Origin of the sequence: Rhodococcus xishaensis (genome assembly GCF_004011825.1) — a bacterium.
In the GTDB taxonomy this organism is placed as follows: Bacteria; Actinomycetota; Actinomycetes; order Mycobacteriales; family Mycobacteriaceae; genus Prescottella; species Prescottella xishaensis.
In genome coordinates, this window is sequence record NZ_RKLO01000006.1 from 84,109 (window position 1) to 104,068 (window position 19,960).

Below are 19,960 nucleotides of genomic sequence, written 5' to 3' on the forward strand. Positions count from 1 at the left end.
TTTCGCTGACGGGCCGCGGCATGTGCCGCAACATCCGGTGAGTTGGTCCTGGAGCGAGGAGGGACGTCACGGTGGCACTGCGCGGGTGGCGACCGAAGGCGTTCCGTGTCGGGGAGGATCCGGACCCACGATTCTCCCTCGCGAACGAGCGGACCTTCCTCGCCTGGATTCGAACCGGCCTCGGGCTGATCGCAGGCGCGGTCGGTCTGGAGGCGTTCGGGGGGGAGGTGGCGTCACCGGGCATCCAAACCGCCCTTGTGGTGGGGTTGCTCGTCGGTGCGGTCCTGTTGGTCGTCTCCGCGTTCGTGCGCTGGATGGGTGTGGAGGCGGCGATGCGGAAGGGCGGCAGTTTGCCAGTGCCCGCCATCGCAGCACTGGTGGTGTTCATAATCGCCGCCGCCGGCATCACATTGCTCGTGGTGGTGATGCGTTGAGCGGGGAGCAGGCGGGGCACCGGGATCCCGGGCTGCAACCCGAGCGGACGACACTCGCATGGGTGCGTACGGCCGTGGGTCTGGCCGCGGTCGCCTTCCTTTGCCTACGGTACGTTCCAGGATCGTCGGTGATGGTGCAGGTGATCGGGACATGGACGATCGTGGTGGCATCCGCGGTGGTGGTGACCGCACGTAGTCGAAACGAACGGGTCGCTGAACGTTTCGAGGCAGGTCGCACCGTATATCCGTTCCTTCAACTGTTGGTCCTGACCGTCACGGTGGCGGGACTCGCGGGCGCGTCGGCCATCATCATTCTCGTCGTCGGGCGGTGACAATCGCATCGCCGACGACGGGATCTGCCATCGTGTGCCCAGGGTTTACCAGCGGTCGTACCAGGGGTCGAAGCGGCCTTCGTGAGAGATCCACACCGCCGCGAGCACGATGTAAGCGATCGCGAGAAGTACCAGGATGCCGCCGAGAATCCACAGTGACAGCTGGCCGAGCCTACGGACTCGCTCGGAGGCGGCTTGGGCACCGGCGTGGTCGCCCCTGGTCCAACGTGGATAGACCTCGAACGCATTGCTGAATGCAGAGAATGCGAGAGGCCAGAAGGCAACCAGGGCGGCCACTGCCCAGCCGGCATTGGTCGGCGGTGGGGGTGGAGGTTGCCCGGGTTCTGCAGGGCCGGGAGGGGGCGGGGGAGGTGCAGGTTCTGGATTTGTCGAGGTCATGACAGCAACACCTCATTCGCATCTGCCACCAGTCACCCTCGACGTTACACCGACGGCTAGAGGGAGCGGGCATGAAACGACGCCGGTGACACCTGCGGATTCGCGTGGTGTCACCGGCGTCGCTGTCGGATCAGGACCGGCTACGGGAGCAGCTGATCCATGAAGTCGTTCGTGAAGATGCGGTGCGGATCGATCTCGTTGAAGCGAGCCAGCGCCGTGTCCCAGTTCTCCGACGCTGGTACGCCCTCGCGGTAGGTGGCGGGCATCTTGTTCGCGATGATGTCAGGGTCGGTGTACGGATCCGGGCCGAACGCCCAGCCCTTCGACCACTCCGGACGGAACGTGGCGTTGCCGTCGTTGTAGTGCGACCGCATCCACTGCTCCATCTCCTGGTAGAACTCGAACATTCCGGGGGTGCCCGGAACGCCGAGAACGTTCAGCCAGATGGCAACGTCCCAGTCGGGCTGATCGGGACGCGGACGAACCGCCGAGATGGTCGGCGGACCTGCCGACGGCACCAGGACATCGGCTGCCTGGTCGAGTCCGCAGCAACGGATCTCGACCGGGCCGTTCAGCGGGTACTTTCCCTGGGAGCGGTAGAACTCCATGCGCTCGTTGAACCATTGCGTGAAGTCGTAGATCACAGTGGCGATGTTGGCGCGACTGGTGATGACGGCGCCGCCGCCCTCCGTCAGACGCATTGTCGTGGCCTTGATGTAGAACTGGACGTCCTTCGACCAGCCCCAGATGTCCCTGGTATTGGTGAACGTCAGGCCGTCGGAGGTGACGGCGTACATCGCCCTGCCGAACGCCGGTGCGATCGAGGGGCTTCCGGAGGTGATTTCTCCGAGCATGTCGGTGACCCACTCCGGCAGGTTGTCGGAGAAGGTGTAGTTGTAGGGCTTCGTCACCTCCTTTGACTGAGGTGGCTTGGTCGGCGCGACCGACCAGACCTTCATCCACGGCTTTTCGGTGAAGGGGTACCAGATCGCCTCAGCGCGGCCACTTTCGGCGATGAACTTCTCGAAGGTTCGTCCCTCGGCGCCCTTCGGTGCGAACAGTTCCTCCCACGGGATGTTGGTGTAGCTCTGGCATCGTTGACGCACGTTGGGGCCGGCCTGCATGGTCACCGACGTCAGGAAGCAACGACCGAGATTGGTGAGCATCGGGGTGATCGCGGGATCGTTGCGCTGGTAGGTCCTGAGCGCGTACTTCTCACCGTCCCAGACCACGGCGGTAAGTTCGGTGATGAGGTTGCTCAGGGATCCGAAGGTGTTGCCCGGTACCGGTGCTTCACCGTCAGCCGGCAGGGCTGCACCGTGCGCGTCGACGGCGAGTGCGCCGGCGACCGACAGCACGCCGGGAGCCGGCAGGTTGGCCCAGCCGAGGTTGTGCTTCTCCAGTTCGGCGCAGATCGACTCGATGCTCGCGCCCGCACCGGCGGTGACGGTCGCGGGGGACCCGGACGGGTTCACTTCCACCGAGTCCAGGTGCGCCATCGTGTCGGCCAGGATCACCTTCTCCACGTTCGAGTCGTGCACGACCGTCAGCGGGGTCCAGCCGTGCATCGCACCGCGGGGACGGACCTTGTAGCCGTTCTCGTGTGCCCAATTGACAAGGCGGACGACGTCGTCGGGAGTCTTCGGCGAGCAGACCCAGGTGGCGTCCAGCATGATCTCCTTGGACCAGTTCTGGTACGCCTGCTGGAAGAGGTTGATTCCTTCGGGGAAGTCGGGCGGAGTGGGAAGCGGTTCCACCGGTCCCGAGGAACCAAGGGAACCAAGCGATCCCAAGGATCCGGCGGGAACTGCGAAGGCCGGAGTCCAGGCGCCCGCAAACGCGCCTGCCGCGACGGCGCCGGCGCCCGCGGTCAGGAAGCCTCGCCGCGACATCCGCGGCTGCTCGTCGAATGACGTCATTTTCGTGTACTCCAAAGTGTTGAGGGGGAATCGAGGGGTGTATTTGTCCCGGTCGGGTCGACAAGTATGTCGACCCGACCGGTACAGGCGGGATGTCGCTACGCGACGGTGAGCACGACGTCTGCCAGGGCCGGTGACTCGTCGCGTTCGGGAACAGTTGCCGAGAGCAGTAGTTGGCTGCCCTCTCGCCAGATTCGCGTCCGCAGCGTCTCGCCGGGAAAGACCACTCCGGCGAATCGCGCCCGGAATCCTTTGACGCGATTGGAATCACCGTCGAGGATGGTGTCGGTCGCCGCCTTGCAGACGATGCCGTACGTGCAGAGTCCGTGCAGAATCGGTGCGGGGAAGCCTGCAGCCGAGGCGAAGTCGGGATCCGAATGAAGCGGATTGCGATCCCCACACATCCGGTAGAGGAGCGCTTGCTGCGGCAGGACCGGTGAGATCACCTCTGCATCGGGTGCGCGATCGGGTAGGTCGACGGATTGTGACGGTCCTCTTTCGCCTCCGAAACCGCCTTCTCCGCGCGCGAAGATGGATGACCGTGCAGTCCACAGTGGTGAGCCGTCCAGCGCCACGGTCGACGACTCCTGCACGATCACCGCGGCCTTGCCCTTGTCCCACACCTCGGCGATGCGGGTGGTCGTTCGAGCTGATCCGCTAGCCGGAATAGGCTGGTGCACTGTCACTTCCTGGGTGCCGTGGACGACCTTGGCCAGGTCGATCTCGACTCCGGGGAACGATACGCGCGGCGCCTCAGTGGCGTGGATGCTGGCGACGACGGTCGCGAAGGTCGGGAGGACCTGCGGCTCGGCGTCGTCGAGGTACCGCAGCTCGTGCGGGTCGAGCGGGCGGGCACCCGCGCCGATCCCGAGGTGGTAGAGCTGCACGTCCGAGGGTGTCCAGGAGAACTCCTGGCCCGGGAGCTCGGCTCCGATCGCAATTGACGGATCGATGGGCACTGGTCTCTCCTGTCAGTTCTTCACGGATTCCGCAGCGGCACGGGCCCGGATGGCGACGTCGAGCGCGGCCAGGTACGCGAACGTCATCGCGGGGCCGATCGTCGCGCCGGGGCCGGCGTAAGTGTGTCCCATGACGGGGGAGCTACAGTTGCCGGCGGCATAGAGACCCTCGATGACCGAGCCGTCCTCGCGGAGTGCACGACCGTCGACGTCGGTGACGATGCCACCCTTGGTCCCGAGGTCGCCCGGGACCATCTTGATCGCGTAGAACGGTGCCTTGCTGATCTCGCCGAGGCTCGGGTTCTTCAGGCGGGGATCGCCGTAGTAGTGGTCGTATCCGCTGTCACCGCGGCCGAAGTCCTCGTCCTTGCCATTGCGTGCGAAGCCGTTGAAGCGTTCGACCGTCTCGGTCAGAGTCTCGACCGGCAGCTCCGTCTTCTCGGCCAGTTCGGCAATTGTGTTCGCCTTGACCACGATTCCCGCCTTGAGCCAGCGGCCCGGGAACGGCGAGCGCGGCGTGATGCCGGCGAAGGTGTACCGGTTGCGGTAGCGCTGGTCGAGGATCATCCAGGTGGGGATGTTCTCACCGGGTCCCTCGCCCTGGCCGTAATCACCGCCGTACATCGTGTGAACGGCCTCGACGTAGGGCGCGGCCTCGTTGCCGAAGCGCTTACCACGCGTATTGACCATGATGGAGCCCGGCAGGGTGCGCTCGGACAGCGCGAACCAGGGTCCGCCAGTGAGCGGGATCGAGGGGCCCCACCACGCGTCGTCCATGAAATCGACAGCGGCACCGAGCTTCTGGCCGGCGGCGATGCCGTCGCCGGTGTTGGCCTTGGCGCCGACGGTCCACTCGGTGCCGATTGGAGCACGCTGGTACTTCTTGCGCATCTCGTCGTTGTGCTCGAATCCGCCGGAGCCCAGCACGACGCCGTAGCGGGCGTGGATGATCTGTTCCTCGCCGTCGACCAGCACCTTGACGCCGCGCACGACGTCATCTTCGGTATGGAGATCGGTGAGCGGGGTGCCCAGCAGGATCGGGACACCGGCGTCGCGCAGGCCGATCCGCAGTCCGGCCATGAGGGCCTGGCCTCGCACCAGCAGGTCCTTGCCTCGAACCTTGGCGGCCAGGAACCGCATTCCGACCTTCATCGCGCGCAGCGGGCCGCGACGGTTACGCATGAGCAGGTTGAGCCAGCGGAAGTCGGCCTGGGTGATGACGAAGTTCTTGGGGCCCTCCACGTAGTCCGGCTCGAGATTCTTGCGGTCGTCGCCGAGACGGTTGCCGTCGAACGGGGTGGGCTCGACGGAGCGTCCGCCGAGACGTCCGCCGGGCGCCTCGGGGTAGTAGTCCGAGTAGTTCGGGACCCACTGCAGTTCCAGCGCACTGTTCTTCAACACGAACGAGAGCATCTCGGGGCCACGATCGATGTAGGTATCGATCTTCTCCAGCGGAACGACGTCGCCGATGATGTTGTGGAGGTAGGTGCGGGCCGCCTCGGTGGTGTCGGTGACGCCGTCGCGCTCGAGCACCTCGTTGTTCGGGATCCAGACACCTCCGCCCGACCGTGCGGACGAGCCGCCGTAGTGTGCGGCCTTCTCCACGACGACCGCGCTCAGGCCCTGATGTGCGGCGGTCAGGGCGGCGGTCATACCGGCAGCACCGCTGCCGACGACGACGATGTCGTATTCCTGCTTGCTCATGTAGAACACGTTATAGAATGGGATGGCTGCCAGTCCATGCTTTCTGCCAGTAAGTATGGCTGGGAGCACCGACCGTGACGATGGCAAACACACACGCGTTGCAGCCCTCTTCGTGGTGTCTGCGTTCGTCGCGGCAGTCCTGCGGTTCGAGTAGGAGTTCACATGACGAAGGCAAGTGTCGCAATCGTGGGTTCCGGCAACATCAGCACGGACCTGCTCTACAAGTTGCAACGTTCCCGCTGGATCGAGCCGCGCTGGATGATCGGCATCGATCCCGCGAGCGAGGGCCTCGCACGCGCCCGGAAGATGGGCCTCGAGACGTCAGCCGAGGGCGTCGACTGGTTGCTCGACCGGCCCGAGAAGCCCGACCTGATCTTCGAGGCGACCTCCGCGCACGTACACCGCGATGCCGCACCCCGGTATGCCGAGCACGGAATCCACGCAATCGATCTGACCCCGGCCGCGGTCGGCCCAGCCGTGGTGCCGCCGGCGAATCTGCGCGAACATCTCGACGCTCCGAACGTCAACATGATCACTTGCGGTGGTCAGGCGACGATCCCGATCGTCTACGCGGTTTCCCGTGTCGTGGACGTGCCGTACGCGGAAGTGGTCGCGTCGGTTGCGTCGGTGTCCGCCGGGCCGGGAACACGCGCGAACATCGATGAGTTCACCAAGACCACCAGCCGCGGTGTCGAGGTGATCGGCGGTGCCCGCAAGGGGAAAGCCATCATCATCCTGAACCCCGCCGAGCCACCGATGATCATGCGCGACACCATCTTCTGCGCGATCAGCGAGGACGCCGACCGCGACGCGATCACTGAATCGATCCAGAGCGTCGTCGCGGACGTCCAGCAGTACGTCCCCGGGTATCGACTACTCAACGAGCCCCAGTTCAGCGGCCCGACCGTCGTCTCGGGCGGGCATGCCACCGTCACGGCGTTCGTCGAGGTCGAGGGTGCCGGCGACTTCCTGCCGCCGTACGCGGGCAACCTCGACATCATGACCGCCGCGGCAACCAAGGTGGGCGACGAGATCGCCCGAGAGCTTCTGAGTGTGAAGGCGTGAGCGACATGGGCAACAGCGGCAAGATCGGCCGGACCGACAGTGTTCACACCGACGGGGTTCACTTCGACGGCACGTGGGACATCCGCATCACGGACACCTCGCTGCGCGACGGGTCCCACCACAAGCGGCACCAGTTCACGGGCACCGAGGTCCGCGACATCGTCGCCGCCCTCGACGGCGCCGGTGTGCCGGTCATCGAGGTCACCCACGGCGACGGACTCGGTGGATCCTCGTTCAACTACGGATTCTCGAAAACCCCTGAGCAGGAATTGATCAAGATCGCGGTCGAGACCGCCAAGCGGGCGAAGATCGCGTTCCTCATGTTGCCCGGTGTCGGTGTCAAGGAGGACATCGTCGAGGCGCAGGACAACGGCGCGTCGATCTGCCGCATTGCGACGCACTGCACCGAGGCCGACGTCGCCATCCAGCACTTCGGGCTCGCTCGCGACCGCGGTCTCGAGACCGTCGGCTTCCTGATGATGGCGCACACCGTGACGCCCGAGAAGCTCTCCGAGCAGGCCCGCATCATGGCCGACGCCGGCTGCCAGTGCGTGTACGTCGTCGACTCCGCCGGCGCGCTCGTTCTCGAACAGGTGACTGAACGGGTCGAGGCGCTTGCTCAGGAACTGGGCGACGACGCCCAGGTCGGCTTCCACGGCCACGAGAACCTGGGGCTCGGCGTCGCGAATTCCGTCGCGGCGGTCCGGGCCGGGGCCAAGCAGATCGACGGCAGCACTCGGCGTTTCGGTGCCGGAGCCGGTAACACCCCGGTCGAGGCGTTCGTCGGCGTCTGCGACAAGATCGGTGTCAAGACCGGCATCGACTTCTTCGCTGTGGCCGACGCCGCGGAGAACGTCGTCCGCCCCGCGATGCCGGCCGAGTGTCTGCTCGACCGGCAGGCTCTGATGATGGGCTATTCCGGCGTCTACTCGAGCTTCCTCAAGCACGCCGAGTTGCAGGCCGAGCGCTACGGCGTCTCCGCGGCCGAGATGCTCGTGCGGGCGGGTAAGCGAAAGCTTGTGGGTGGTCAGGAGGACCAGTTGATCGACATCGCGCTCGAGTTGCAGCGCGAGGACACGGCGCAATAGGTCCGAACCGGACACAATGCGAAAGGGCGTGCATCCCGTGGGATGCACGCCCCTCCTCATCACACAAACATCAGGTTCGTTTCCGCGGGTTCGCTAGGACTCCGCGTCACGCACCTCGATGATGCCCTCCAGCACCGCGTGTTCGATGCTGTCCAGCAGACGCGGGCAGGTCTGACGTGACCCGGTCCGTCCGCCCGAATCGGCGAACTCCGGGCACACTTCCGCCGGATCGGCCTGCCACTGGATGCTGGTATGCCTGTAGCTGTTCTTGCGCACGAGCACACACGTGCCACACGACCGGCACTGCACCTCCTGCAGCCCCGCGTCGAGGTAATTGTGCTCGTCGGCGGCGGTTTGTGCACGGACGGCCTCGACCCGGGCAGGGCTGTCTGCATAGCTGGGGGCCTTGGCCCAAGTCGAGGTCATCGTCACACTCCCGTCTTGTGCTCGGCGCCGTCCGCGTCGGCCTTCGCGGCCTTCTCCCGGGCCTGACGAGCCAGGTTCTCGTCGACCTCACGCTGCCACGCTTCGACAGCCTTGGTGGTGTCGATCTCGAACTCGAAGCGCTGCGTCATCTTCTCGTCGACGTCGGCGACGTCGACGTAGAACTGCTGGTACCAGCGGCGCAGTTGGTAGACCGGCCCGTCCTCCTCGCACAGCAGCGGGTTATCGATCTTGGTCTTGTTCTTCCAGATCTTGACGTCCTGCTCGAAGCCCATCGTGACGCCCTCGGTGAACTTGGCGGCGATCTTGTCGGTGGTGGCATCGTCGAGGCCCTTGGGCTTCTCCACGCTCACGCCGTACATGAGCACGAACGAGTCCTGTGTGACCGGGTAGTGGCAGTTGATCAGGATGCTCTCGGCCTTGTAGCCGCTGTAGTCGTTGTGCAGCCAGTTGATCATGTACGACGGGCCGAAGTAGGACGCCTCCGAGTCGAGCACCGACTCGCCGTACTGGGTACCCATGTTCTGCACGTCCGGTCGGCCGTGGTTTTGCAGGTACTGCGATGCGATGTGGCCCTCGAAGACGTTCTTGAAGTACTTCGGGAAACCGAAGTGGACGTAGAAGAAGTGCGCCATGTCCACGACGTTGTCGACGATCTCACGGCAGTTCGAGCCCTTGACGAGGATCCGATTCCACTGCCAGTCGGTCCACTCGTCGGTGAAGACCTGCGGAATGTGCGGGATCGTGATGTCGTCCGGCGGAGGGTTGCCCTCCGGGTCGTTCCACACGAACAGCTGCTTGTTCTCCTGCAGCGTGATCCACGAGCGCGTGCGGGCGATCGGCGGCACGCGGCGGGCGTACGGAATGTCGGTACACTTGCCATTGCCACCCCAGCGCCAGTCGTGGAACGGGCACGCGACCGAGTCGCCCTTGATCTCGCCCTGGCTCAGGTCACCACCCATGTGACGGCAGTACGCGTCGAGTACGTGGAGCTTGTTCTGACTGTCCGCGAAGATCACTAGCTTGGTGCCGAATGCCTCCACCGCGTGCGGCTTGCCGTCGAGAAACTCGCTCTCCAGGCCGAGGCAGTGCCAGCCGCGTGCGAAACGCGTCTGTGCGGCTCCCACATCGATCTCACGAATCTGCGCCATCAGTACCTCACATCCCTTCGCGGCATTTGCTAGAACACGTTATAGAACTTCAGTCGATTCCGCTAGATTCTGGGGCCTTGGCATTGGCGACGACTAGTGGTTACCGGTCGCGTTTGCTTTTCCTCGACACGGAAGAGAACGTGTTCTAGTCTCAGGGCAGTGAACATCGATTCAAAGACGGGAGCGTCCAGTGGATGACCATGACAGCCGCGAGGTGATGGGTCGGATCGACGCGCTACTGCCGGTGCTGCGTGAACGCGCGCAGGAGACCGAAGATCTGCGCCGTATCCCCGACGAGTCCATCAAAGCCCTGCAGGAGAGTGGTTTCTTCCGCCTGCTGCAGCCCAAACAGTGGGGCGGCTACGAGGCCGATCCCGTCACCTTCTTCACAGCGGTGCGCAATATCGCTAGCGCTTGTGGTTCCACCGGCTGGGTCGCCGGAATTCTCGGCGTCCACAACTGGCATCTCGCGTTGTTCGATCAGCAGGCGCAGGAGGACGTCTGGGGCGAGGACACCGACGTTCGCATTTCGTCGTCGTACGCGCCGATGGGTGCCGGTGAGGTCGTCGACGGCGGCTACAAGGTCAACGGTGCGTGGGCGTGGTCCTCGGGCTGCGACCACGCGACGTGGGTCGTTGTCGGTGGACCGGTCATCAAGGATGGCCGGCCCGTCGACTTCGGCAGCTTCCTGATCCCCCGCGAGGACTACGAGATCGACGACGTTTGGAACGTCGTCGGTCTGCGCGGTACCGGCAGCAACACCATCGTCGTGAAGGACGCGTTCGTACCGCGTCACCGCTTCCTCAGCTTCAAGGCGATGAACGACCTCGCCTCTCCGGGCCTGCAGCAGAACACGGCTCCCGTCTACAAGATGCCCTGGGGCACTGTCCATCCCACGACGATCTCGACCCCGATCGTCGGTATGGCCTACGGCGCGTACGACGCGCACGTCGAGCACCAGGGCAAGCGTGTGCGCGCGGCCTACGCGGGCGAGAAGGCCAAGGACGACCCGTTCTCGAAGGTCCGCATCGCCGAGGCGTCCAGCGACATCGACGCTGCGTGGCGACAGCTGTCCGGCAATGTTGCTGACGAGTACGCGCACCTGATTGCCGGCGAGGAGGTTCCGATCGAGCTGCGTCTGCGCGCCCGGCGGGACCAGGTCCGCGCCACCGGTCGCGCCATCGCGTCCATCGACTTGCTGTTCGAGAACTCGGGCGCCACTGCCCTGGCCAACGGCACTCCGATCCAGCGCTTCTGGCGAGACGCGCACGCTGGCCGGGTCCACGCCGCCAACGACGCCGAGCGCGCCTATGTGATGTTCGGTGGCGCCGAGTTCGGTCTGCCCTTGACCGACACGATGGTCTAGGGGCGAACCGTGACGGCAACAGAGGAACTCACATACGACTCGACTTCGCGCTTCGCACAGGTTCGGCCGGATCTGAGGCTGCACTTCCACGAGGCAGGGGCCGGCAACGGCCCGACGATCGTGCTGCTGCACGGTGGTGGCCCGGGTGCGTCGTCGTGGTCGAACTTCGCCAAGAACATCCCGGTTCTGGCCCAGCGGTTCCACGTGATCGCGGTCGACCAGCCCGGCTACGGCCAGTCCGACAAGCCGACCGAACACCCGCAGTACTTCCGGCACAGCTCGTCGGCGCTGAAGGATCTGCTCGACACCATCGGGATCACCGAACGTGTTCATCTACTGGGTAATTCGCTCGGAGGCGGCGCGGCGGTGCGGTTCGCCCTCGACTACCCGGATCGCGCCGGTCGGCTGGTGCTCATGGGCCCCGGCGGCCTGAGTGTCAACCTCTTCGCACCGGACCCCACCGAGGGCGTCAAGAACCTCGGCAAGTTCGCGTACCAGCCGACGCGGGAGAACCTCGAGGCGTTCCTTCGCATCATGGTCTTCGACCAGAACCTGATCACCGACGAACTGATCGACGAGCGCTTCGCGTCGGCGAGCACGCCTGAGTCGCTCGCGGCGGCGAAGGCGATGGGCAAGTCGTTCTCGAGCTCGGAGTTCGAGCTCGGCATGTTGTGGCGTGACGCCTACAAGCTGCGCCAGCGGGTGCTACTCATCTGGGGCCGCGAGGACCGCGTCAACCCGATCGATGGTGCGCTGGTGGCACTCAAGATGATTCCGCGAGTGCAGCTGCACGTGTTCGGCGGCTGTGGTCACTGGGCGCAGCTCGAGAAGTTCGACGAATTCAACCGACTCGCGAGCGACTTCCTTCTGGACGGGAGCAAGTAATGGGTATTCGTTCACTCGCCTACATGCGCATCGAGGCCACCGACATGGCCGCGTGGCGCGAGTACGGTCTCAAGGTCCTCGGCATGATCGAGGGCAAGGGCACCAACCCGGACGCCCTGTACCTGCGGATGGACGACTTCCCTGCCCGGTTGGTGATCGTGCCGGGTGAACGCGACCGACTGCAGGTGTCCGGTTGGGAGACCGCGAATGCGGCTGAACTGCAAGAGGTGCGGGACAACCTGCGCGCGGCGGGCGTGCCGTTCAAGGAGGGTACCGCCGATCAACTCGTCGACCGCCGCGTCGTCGAGATGATCACGTTCGAGGACACGTCGGGTAACACCCTCGAGGTGTTCCACGGCGCCGCGCTCGAACACCGTCGCGTGGTGAGCCCTTACGGACACAAGTTCGTCACCGGTGAGCAGGGTCTGGGCCACGTCGTGCTCACCACCAACGACGACGAGGCGTCGCTGCGGTTCTACCGCGACGTGCTCGGCTTCAAGCTACGTGACTCGATGCGACTTCCGCCGCAGCTCGTCGGCCGGCCGGAAGACGGGGAGCCGGCATGGCTGCGCTTCCTCGGCTGCAACCCGCGTCACCACAGCCTTGCCTTCCTGCCGTTGCCGAACCCGACGGGAATCGTGCACCTGATGGTCGAGGTCGAGAACTCCGACGACGTCGGACTCTGTCTGGACCGCGCACTGCGCAAGAACGTGAAGATGTCCGCGACGCTCGGTCGCCACGTCAACGATCTGATGCTGTCCTTCTACATGAAGACCCCAGGCGGTTTCGACGTCGAGTTCGGTTGCGAGGGACTCGAGGTCGAGGACGACAAGTGGATCGCACGGGAGAGCACGGCCGTGAGTTTGTGGGGTCACGACTTCACGGTGGGGATGAAACCGTGACATCGCCCGACGCGGTGTCCTCGCCCGACAAGGGCGGGGAGACCGCAACCGGAGCTGAGATCGATCCCCGCCAGTTCCGGAACGTCCTCGGCCAGTTCTGCACCGGCGTCACGATCATCACTACGGTCGACGACGGCTCCCCGGTCGGGTTCGCGTGCCAATCGTTCGCGGCATTGTCCCTCGAGCCGCCGCTCGTGCTCTTCTGCCCCACCAAGGCGTCGCGGTCGTGGGCGGCGATCGAGCGGTCGGGCCAGTTCTGTGTGAATGTACTCGCCGAGGAGCAGCAGGCGACTTGCGCTCGGTTCGGTTCTCGCGAGCCGGACAAGTTCGCCGGAATCGACTGGTCGCCTTCCCCGTTGGGATCGCCGATCCTGACGGGTTCGCTCGCGCACATCGACTGCACGGTGGAGACGGTCCACGACGGCGGCGACCACTTCGTGGTGTTCGGGCGGGTCCATTCGATGAGTGAGGTCAGGACAGAGCGGCCACTGTTGTTCTACCGGGGGCAGTACACCGCGATCGAACCGGACAAGACGGTGCCGGCGAAGTGGCGGGACGACCTCGAGGCGTTCCTCACCACGGTCACCGAGGACACCTGGTTGTAAGACCTGCCCCGGGGAAGGTTGGAGGGCCCCTTCACGCGCGCTTGGCGTGTGAAGGGGCTCTCGCCTGTTGGCGAGGTTGTTCCGGAGTTTTGTGCGCGAGTCCGACTCGGGTGATCAACGGTGCCACTGAGAGTCCGTCGTGCGCATCGCCAATCTGTCAGCCCCTTGATAGCCGGAACTCAGGCTGGGCGCAGGGAGGGTGTGACGTGACGTTGCACAACCTCCCTGCGCCGCGTCAAGCTTCCGACGTGCGCTGAAGCAGCAAATGCGCCTTACCGATCGCCCGCCTTGGACAAGGAATCGATCGGGAGATACACCCGCGATCCGGACTCGGCGAACTCGGCGGCCTTGTCTGCCATCCCCGCCTCGATCGCTTCCACGGAATCGAGGCCACGCTCGGCGGCGTACTTTCGCACATCGGCGGAAATCCGCATCGAGCAGAATTTGGGGCCACACATCGAGCAGAAGTGGGCTGACTTGGCAGGTTCCGCCGGCAGAGTCTCGTCGTGGAACTCCCGCGCGGTATCAGGGTCCAGGGAAAGTGCGAACTGGTCGTGCCAGCGGAACTCGAACCGCGCCCGCGAGAGTGCGTCGTCCCGTTCCTGTGCACGCGGATGCCCCTTGGCGAGATCGGCAGCGTGGGCGGCGATCTTGTAGGTGATGACACCGGTCTTGACGTCGTCGCGGTTCGGCAGGCCCAGATGTTCCTTCGGGGTCACGTAGCAGAGCATCGCGGTCCCCGCCTGAGCGATCATCGCGGCACCGATCGCGGACGTGATGTGGTCGTACGCTGGGGCGATGTCGGTGGCGAGCGGGCCCAGGGTGTAGAACGGGGCCTCCTCGCACAGCTCCTCCTCGAGTCGCACGTTCTCGACGATCTTGTGCATGGGCACGTGCCCAGGGCCCTCGATCATGACCTGCACTCCATGCGATTTCGCGATCCGAGTGAGCTCGCCGAGGGTGCGCAGTTCGGCGAATTGGGCCTCGTCGTTCGCGTCCGCAATCGATCCCGGCCGCAACCCGTCGCCCAGTGAGAACGTGACGTCGTAGCGGTGGAGGATCTCGCACAACTCCTCGAAGTGCGTGTAGAGGAACGACTCCTGATGGTGGGCGAGACACCAAGCAGCCATGATGGACCCACCACGCGAGACAATTCCCGTGACTCGATTCGCGGTCAGCGGAACGTAACGCAGCAGAACACCCGCGTGCACGGTCATGTAGTCCACACCCTGCTCGCATTGCTCGATCACGGTGTCGCGGTAGATCTCCCACGTCAATGCGGCCGGATCGCCGTTGACCTTCTCGAGGGCCTGATAGATCGGCACCGTTCCGACCGGCACCGGGGAGTTACGCAGAATCCACTCACGCGTTTCGTGGATGTTCTTGCCGGTGGACAGATCCATGATCGTGTCGGCGCCCCAGCGGGTGGCCCACACCATCTTCTCGACTTCCTCGGCGATCGAGGACGTGACGGCACTGTTGCCGATATTCGCGTTGATCTTCACCGCGAACGCCTTACCGATGATCATCGGCTCGAGTTCTGGGTGACGACGGTTGGCCGGGATCACTGCCCTGCCGGCGGCGACCTCCTCGCGAACGAGCTCTGGTGAAACACCCTCGCGGACTGCGCAGTACCGCATCTCTGGGGTGACGATTCCGGCCCTGGCTGCGTCGAGTTGCGTACCGTCTCGGTCGGCCACCCACGATGCGCGAATAGGCGGCAGACCGGAGTCGAGGTCGATATCGGCGTTAGGGTCCGTGTACGGCCCCGACGTGTCGTAAAGGTCGAGATGCTCGCCATTGGTGAGGTGGACGCGCCGCACCGGGACACCGATCCCGACGCCGGACTCGACATACGCTTTGGCGCTGCCCTCGATCGGGCCAACGGTGACAGAGGCAGGACTGGATCCAGCTTTGCTCATAGCAGGTACTCCCTACGCCGGCATTACCCGGACAGGTTCGACGGTCGACGGCCCTAGCCGTCCTCTCAGCCCGCTGGTGCGGGCCCCCGTGTGTGCGTTCGGTAGTTGTCACAGGTTGCCCCGTGCACTGCGTGAGGCTACCCCGTGATCAAGCTGTACCCACGCAAGGTGGGGTACTGACCTTCGGCGCCGAAGTAGTCACCGGAGAAAAAGGGACGCACGCGTGATGGCAATTCTCCGGACCCGGAACGGGGAAGGGCCCCTTGTGCACTCTCGGCGCACGAAGGGACCCTTCAGCTTTCCGCTGGTCAGCGGACCGTGAACTCCGCTGACGTGCCGGTGAGGGGGAACACCGCGCCGACTGGATTCTTCCAGTTGCCGAAGTGCTGGATCCGGTAGGTGCCGGACGGGGTGCCCGCCGGAACGTCCCACGTGATGCGCGCAATCGAGGCGTTGGTTCCGTCGCGGCGCCAGCGGTACTTGGTGGACCAGTCACCGTCATCGGCGTGGCGCAACCAGCGGTCGCCGTCGCGTCGCTGCACCTCGAAGAACGTCCCGCCGCGGCGCAGATCGTTCTTGGGGTGGCCGGTGACGAACTCGGCTGCCACCTGCTCGCCCGCGCCGATGTTGCCCGCCGGCTGGACGACGACGTCGCCGAAGTTTCGCCCGGGCGGCGGCGCGTCGAACGGGAACTCACGCCCGAACCCGGGCTGGAAGCCGGAGACATCACGCGGCGCGGGACCGCGAGGGACGTCTACTCCCGACCTCATCGCGGAAGCCAGAGCCGCGAAGCCCTGTTGGTAGGCGGGCAGGGTGTTGCGACCGAACAGCGTCGAGCCACCCTCGTATTGCTGCTCGTCGTACTCCTCAGGGGTGGTGCAGTAACTCGAGTACGCGTTGGCGTAGCCCTGGAAGATGACGTTCTCGAGCGGAACACCCAGTTCCTCGGCGACCGTCCGCCGGATGCGTAGACCCGACACGATGGTGAACTCGGCCGGCCCGCCGACGACGTAGACGTCACCGATACGGATGATCTGGATCTTGAGCACGTTCGGCACCCAGCCGTCCGGGGGCAGCAGGCCCACCGGAACCAGCACCATCTTGGGAGCCTGCGCGTCGGCGAGCCATTGCGGAGTGGGGGTGTCCATACCGCCGAGTGCGCCGACCAACGGGTTGCGAGTGCCCTCGGAGAAGATCTCGATCGCGGGGCCGTCCTCGGTGCTGCCCGCGGCCATCGCGGCGCCGATGGCCGCCGGCGCGGTGCGACGCGTCTGCCCGTCGGATGTGTACTTGCCGTCCACCACCTGGTTCGCCATGTCGAGGTACATGATTCGGCTGTCGACGGTGGTCGACGACGACGCTATCGCGTTCCCGAACGCCTCCCGGGCGGCAGCCACCTGGCGTTCACCGATGATGCGCGTGTTCTCGAACTCGTCCTTGGTGGGCCCCTGGCCGGGCGCGAGGTGCAGGTTGGGGGACATGTCGCCGGTGTTCGTCTGCGGGAAGGAGGCGACGAAGCCCGGCCTGCCGTCGAGGTAGCGCACCCCGGCGACATCGTGTTCCCAGAAGTAGGAGGCGGCACCCTTGTTGTCACCGGAGATCAGGTGGTTCTTGTTGGTCAGCGACGCGCAGTGTGTGGGGAACCAGGCGATGGCGCCGATGTTGCCACCACCCTGACTGATCTTCAGCACGCGCATCGCGGTGTCGATACCGAGCGGGTAGTAGTCCTTGTCGTGCTGGGGGTTTCGGTCGAAGGCGACGCGGGATCGGTTGACGCTGGCGTTCGTCAGTTCGCTGCGCCCGTACGAGACCGTGCCCGTCGCGAGGTCGTCGTGGGCGGTGATGATCGCTTCGACAATGCCATCGACCTCGGCGTCGAACACCTGTGGCTGGAAGCCCAGCGTCGCGAGACTGTACGCGTAGTCCTGCGAGGCTCCGCCACATGCCGCGTGCGAGTGCACGGCCGTGAGCATCACGTTCTTCTCGGTGTACAGGCCACCGAACCTCTCGGCGAGACGCGCCAGAACCGCGTCGTGCACCGCCTGGAACACCATGCAGGCGTCGGTGCAGACGTAGACGACGCGGTTGTCAGCGCCGTCGGCGAAGACGTACGCGCGCACACGGGTCCGCTGGTGTAGTCCCTCGGCCCGCTGGTCGAACTGCGAGTAGCCCATCATGCCGTTCTCGGCGATCGGCCCCGTTATGTCCGACAAGCCGACGCCGACCCGGAATCCCGAGTGTGGCGCCTGGGCGCGGGCCGGGGCGACCGCGGAGCGGGGTTGAGCTGAAGCGGTCGAGTTGGCAATGGCCGCGAATACCGGTGCGGTCGCGGCCCCCGCCAGCACGCTGCGTCGACTGATCGTCACGTGGTAGTCCTTTGCGCGAGGTCAAACTGAACTGGTCAATTGTCCAAGTGTCCAGCACACACGACACGGTCTCGATGCGCAAGGGGCACTTCGAGTCCGTCGAGTCTCTGAGTGTCAGACGGGTGTTGCGTCACCGAAGGTCATCCGTAGATCGGGGATCGTGGTTGCCAACAGTGCTCTGCGGGGCAGGCCGAGCGAGCGCAGTTCGTCCGCGATCGGGTGGTCGCCCAGATGCAGAGAGACACCCCCGATCCTGGATCGGACCCCGGTGGAGCGCATGTCCCATTGCGTCGACCGGGTAACCCCGTCCAGGTGCGAGTACGCCACGAGAGACGTGTTGGTGCCGCCACCAGGTGCCGGAAGGCCCTGCTTGACAGTTATTTCCGCGATCAGGTGGCCATCCTGGCTGACCCTGCCGCGACGGACGTCGCTGACGTGGTCGGCCTCGAAGTCGGCCAGGATCTTGGGGAAGCCCCAAATCCCGCGTCCGGCAGCGAGAGTGAATTCACCGTCGACGGGCAACCGGTGAATCAGTGCACCGGAATCGCCGGTGACCAGTGAACGTAGATCGCTCAGCACGGATGTCCGTCGGCGGCGGTGGTTGCGAACCATGAAGGTGACGCCGAACTCGTTGTACGGGCCGAGGTCGCCGTCGATGTAGTCGACGAATACCAATCCACAGAGGCCGTGGCCTGGCCGGTACTGAAGGAGCTCGAGCCCCGTGTGGTCGATCAGGTTCTGCGCGGCTGCGGAGGGAACCGAGTACATCGCCATGAATGCAGAAGCGGTCCGGACCTCGACCGGCATGTCGACCTTTTTGCCGAGCACCTCATGCGACGTCACTGCGACACCACTGCGCCCCAGGCCGTCGGCGAACGCTCCGGAGTCCGTGTCCGAACCCATCGCTTCTCCCTTCCTCCACGGATACCCCGCTGATAGTAGGAACAAGTTCTACTATCTGGGAAGAGTTGGGCGATTCTCGAGACTTACGGATGCGTCGATACTGGACCGCGAAGGATGTCGCGGCGGTGAATTGTCAGTGCTGAACAGTCAGGGGGACTGCGCGCAGTTCGGCGGGGGGACGTCGTGGGAGAGCGGGCTGCCGACGGGGTTGACGAACAGCGCGAGCAACACCATCGGGACCGATCCCAAGTTGCGGGCCATGTGGACGTAGCCGCTGCCGCTCGGTTCGATGAGTGTGTCGCCGGCGTTGTAGATGCCGTCGATCGCGCAGTCCGAAGCGTAGTGCGTCAACGTGCCCTCGGTGATGATCCCGTACGGCTCGCCGTCGTGGTAGTGCCAGCCCGTCGTGCCGCCCGGCGCGATGGTGATCCGGGTGAGGATGTAGTCCTTGTCGCCGATCCTGGCCTCTGCCAAGGTCTCCCCAGCAACGCCCTCGCCCGGAGTCGCGGACGCTGTTGCGGGGACGAGGTCGAGTGCCATCACGGTGGCCGCGACGGCGAGGATGTACGTGAGTCGCATGGAGGTCCTTCCCGTGCCGTCTCTTCCCGATAGCCGGGCGGGGTCCGTTCCTAGGCGGGGGCGCCGAGGTTCATCTCGTCGGGGTGGAGTCCGACGCGGTCACCGTTCTCGAGTGCCGCGATGTCGGTGAGGTCCTGATCGGTGAGTTCGAAGTCGAATACGTCGATGTTCTGCGCGATCCGGTCGTCGTGGGTCGATTTCGGGATCACGATCAGGCCGTTCTGCAGGTGCCAGCGGATGAGGACCTGCGCAGGCGATTTTCCGTGCTGCTCGCCGATCCGCGTGATGACCGGGTCATTGAGCAGAGTGTTGGGCTTGGACGCCGGGCCCCATCCGGAGTTGCTGGTGCCGCCGAGTGGGCTCCAGGACTCGACGGCGATGCCGTGGAGGGCTGCGAAGTCGCGGATCGCGTGTTGGGGGAGGTGCGGGTTCAGTTCCACCTGGTCGACGACGGGCAATGCGCCGCCGCGGTCGACGAGGTCCTGTAGATGGTGCGGTTCGAAGTTGCATACGCCGATCGCCTTGGCGCGTCCGGAGGCGGCGATCGTCTCGAGGGCGTCCCACGTGCGCAGGCGGATGTTCCGGTCCAGCAGCGGCCAGTGGACGAGGTACATATCCACGTAGTCGAGGCCGAGTCGGGACAGGCTCGCATCGAAGGCTGCTAGCGCAGGCTCGTACCCCTGGTCGGAGTTCCACAGTTTGGTGGTGACGAAGATGTCCTCACGAGGCACCGACGAGCGCGCGATGCCCCGGCCCACACCCTCCTCGTTCTCGTAGGTCGACGCGGTATCGAGGTGTCGATAGCCCGCCTCGTCGAGCGCGAATCGGACGGCGCGCTCGGTCTGGGCGTTCGTGGCCTGCCACACTCCTAGGCCGAGTTGGGGGATGACGGTTCCGGAACTCAGGGTGATCGATGGAGTGGTCATGAATCCAGGCT

General features: G+C 65.1%; 19 protein-coding genes and 1 riboswitch. Of the genes, 8 read left to right on the forward strand and 11 right to left on the reverse strand.

The genetic code is table 11. The features are described 5' to 3' along the window. Positions 1 to 71: 71 nt before the first annotated feature. Together EGT50_RS14600 and EGT50_RS14605 are read left to right on the forward strand one after the other, a co-directional pair. Positions 72 to 434 carry a YidH family protein gene (locus tag EGT50_RS14600; RefSeq protein ID WP_127955395.1) on the forward strand — a complete coding sequence of 121 codons (363 nt, stop codon included), beginning with the start codon at positions 72 to 74 and terminating at the stop codon, positions 432 to 434. Next, on the forward strand, positions 431 to 766 hold the full coding sequence (locus tag EGT50_RS14605) for a DUF202 domain-containing protein (RefSeq protein ID WP_127955396.1): 336 nt from the start codon (positions 431 to 433) through the stop codon (positions 764 to 766). Before EGT50_RS14600 ends, EGT50_RS14605 begins: the two co-directional genes overlap by 4 nt. Positions 767 to 811: 45 nt before the next feature. Here the strand turns inward: EGT50_RS14605 and EGT50_RS14610 are convergent, their stop codons facing one another. The 4 genes from EGT50_RS14610 to kstD form a co-directional block, all read right to left on the reverse strand. Then, positions 812 to 1,165 (reverse strand): CD225/dispanin family protein, encoded by a 354-nt coding sequence (locus tag EGT50_RS14610; protein WP_127955397.1) that lies wholly within the window; start codon positions 1,163 to 1,165, stop codon positions 812 to 814. Positions 1,166 to 1,305: 140 nt separating this feature from the next. After that, positions 1,306 to 3,084, reverse strand: a complete 1,779-nt coding sequence (locus EGT50_RS14615) for a cholesterol oxidase substrate-binding domain-containing protein (RefSeq protein WP_127955398.1) — start codon at positions 3,082 to 3,084, stop codon at positions 1,306 to 1,308. 98 nt (positions 3,085 to 3,182) lie between these two features. Next, the gene (locus EGT50_RS14620) at positions 3,183 to 4,043 is read right to left on the reverse strand and encodes a MaoC/PaaZ C-terminal domain-containing protein (RefSeq protein WP_127955399.1); all 861 of its coding nucleotides are present in this window, start codon (positions 4,041 to 4,043) and stop codon (positions 3,183 to 3,185) included. Positions 4,044 to 4,055: 12 nt separating this feature from the next. Then, positions 4,056 to 5,747, reverse strand: coding sequence for a 3-oxosteroid 1-dehydrogenase (kstD, locus tag EGT50_RS14625; protein ID WP_164873424.1), 1,692 nt, complete (start codon positions 5,745 to 5,747; stop codon positions 4,056 to 4,058). 162 nt (positions 5,748 to 5,909) lie between these two features. Between kstD and EGT50_RS14630 the strand changes: the two genes are divergently transcribed. Then, positions 5,910 to 6,812, forward strand: coding sequence for an acetaldehyde dehydrogenase (acetylating) (locus EGT50_RS14630; protein ID WP_127955401.1), 903 nt, complete (start codon positions 5,910 to 5,912; stop codon positions 6,810 to 6,812). 5 nt (positions 6,813 to 6,817) lie between these two features. Further along, positions 6,818 to 7,900, forward strand: a complete 1,083-nt coding sequence (dmpG, locus tag EGT50_RS14635; protein ID WP_127955590.1) for a 4-hydroxy-2-oxovalerate aldolase — start codon at positions 6,818 to 6,820, stop codon at positions 7,898 to 7,900. Positions 7,901 to 7,993: 93 nt separating this feature from the next. On the opposite strand, the gene EGT50_RS14640 is transcribed toward dmpG, so the two are convergent. Together EGT50_RS14640 and EGT50_RS14645 are read right to left on the reverse strand one after the other, a co-directional pair. Further along, positions 7,994 to 8,332 carry a hypothetical protein gene (locus tag EGT50_RS14640; protein WP_127955402.1) on the reverse strand — a complete coding sequence of 113 codons (339 nt, stop codon included), beginning with the start codon at positions 8,330 to 8,332 and terminating at the stop codon, positions 7,994 to 7,996. Further along, positions 8,329 to 9,495, reverse strand: a complete 1,167-nt coding sequence (locus tag EGT50_RS14645; RefSeq protein ID WP_127955403.1) for a Rieske 2Fe-2S domain-containing protein — start codon at positions 9,493 to 9,495, stop codon at positions 8,329 to 8,331. The genes EGT50_RS14640 and EGT50_RS14645 overlap by 4 nt, the downstream gene beginning before the upstream one ends. Positions 9,496 to 9,712: 217 nt before the next feature. On the opposite strand from EGT50_RS14645, the gene hsaA reads away from it, so the two are divergent. From hsaA to hsaB, 4 genes are read left to right on the forward strand one after another with little or no spacing between them, the layout of a single operon-like run. Further along, on the forward strand, positions 9,713 to 10,861 hold the full coding sequence (gene hsaA / locus EGT50_RS14650; protein ID WP_206615848.1) for a 3-hydroxy-9,10-secoandrosta-1,3,5(10)-triene-9,17-dione monooxygenase oxygenase subunit: 1,149 nt from the start codon (positions 9,713 to 9,715) through the stop codon (positions 10,859 to 10,861). 9 nt (positions 10,862 to 10,870) lie between these two features. Then, positions 10,871 to 11,746: a 4,5:9,10-diseco-3-hydroxy-5,9,17-trioxoandrosta-1(10),2-diene-4-oate hydrolase gene (hsaD, locus tag EGT50_RS14655; protein WP_127955405.1), complete on the forward strand. Its 876-nt coding sequence runs from the start codon at positions 10,871 to 10,873 to the stop codon at positions 11,744 to 11,746. Further along, complete coding sequence (gene hsaC / locus EGT50_RS14660) at positions 11,746 to 12,648, forward strand: iron-dependent extradiol dioxygenase HsaC (protein ID WP_127955406.1); 903 nt, start codon at positions 11,746 to 11,748, stop codon at positions 12,646 to 12,648. The genes hsaD and hsaC overlap by 1 nt, the downstream gene beginning before the upstream one ends. A 14-nt stretch (positions 12,649 to 12,662) precedes the next feature. Further along, positions 12,663 to 13,253 carry a 3-hydroxy-9,10-secoandrosta-1,3,5(10)-triene-9,17-dione monooxygenase reductase subunit gene (hsaB, locus tag EGT50_RS14665; protein ID WP_127955591.1) on the forward strand — a complete coding sequence of 197 codons (591 nt, stop codon included), beginning with the start codon at positions 12,663 to 12,665 and terminating at the stop codon, positions 13,251 to 13,253. A 272-nt stretch (positions 13,254 to 13,525) separates the two neighbouring features. Here hsaB and thiC read toward each other — a convergent pair whose 3' ends face one another. The 5 genes from thiC to EGT50_RS14690 all read right to left on the reverse strand — a co-directional run bounded on the left by thiC (position 13,526) and on the right by EGT50_RS14690 (position 19,949). Continuing rightward, entirely contained in the window at positions 13,526 to 15,175 is a 1,650-nt protein-coding gene (thiC, locus tag EGT50_RS14670) for a phosphomethylpyrimidine synthase ThiC (protein ID WP_127955407.1), read from the reverse strand. Continuing rightward, positions 15,168 to 15,275: riboswitch (TPP riboswitch) on the reverse strand. (Overlaps the previous gene by 8 nt.) 208 nt (positions 15,276 to 15,483) lie before the next feature. Beyond that, entirely contained in the window at positions 15,484 to 17,541 is a 2,058-nt protein-coding gene (locus EGT50_RS14675; protein ID WP_127955408.1) for a neutral/alkaline ceramidase, read from the reverse strand. 114 nt (positions 17,542 to 17,655) lie between these two features. Beyond that, positions 17,656 to 18,384, reverse strand: coding sequence for an acetoacetate decarboxylase family protein (locus EGT50_RS14680; protein WP_206615849.1), 729 nt, complete (start codon positions 18,382 to 18,384; stop codon positions 17,656 to 17,658). Positions 18,385 to 18,591: 207 nt separating this feature from the next. After that, on the reverse strand, positions 18,592 to 19,023 hold the full coding sequence (locus tag EGT50_RS14685; protein WP_127955410.1) for a cupin domain-containing protein: 432 nt from the start codon (positions 19,021 to 19,023) through the stop codon (positions 18,592 to 18,594). A gap of 50 nt (positions 19,024 to 19,073) precedes the next feature. Then, on the reverse strand, positions 19,074 to 19,949 hold the full coding sequence (locus EGT50_RS14690; protein ID WP_127955411.1) for an aldo/keto reductase: 876 nt from the start codon (positions 19,947 to 19,949) through the stop codon (positions 19,074 to 19,076). Positions 19,950 to 19,960 lie beyond the last annotated feature (11 nt).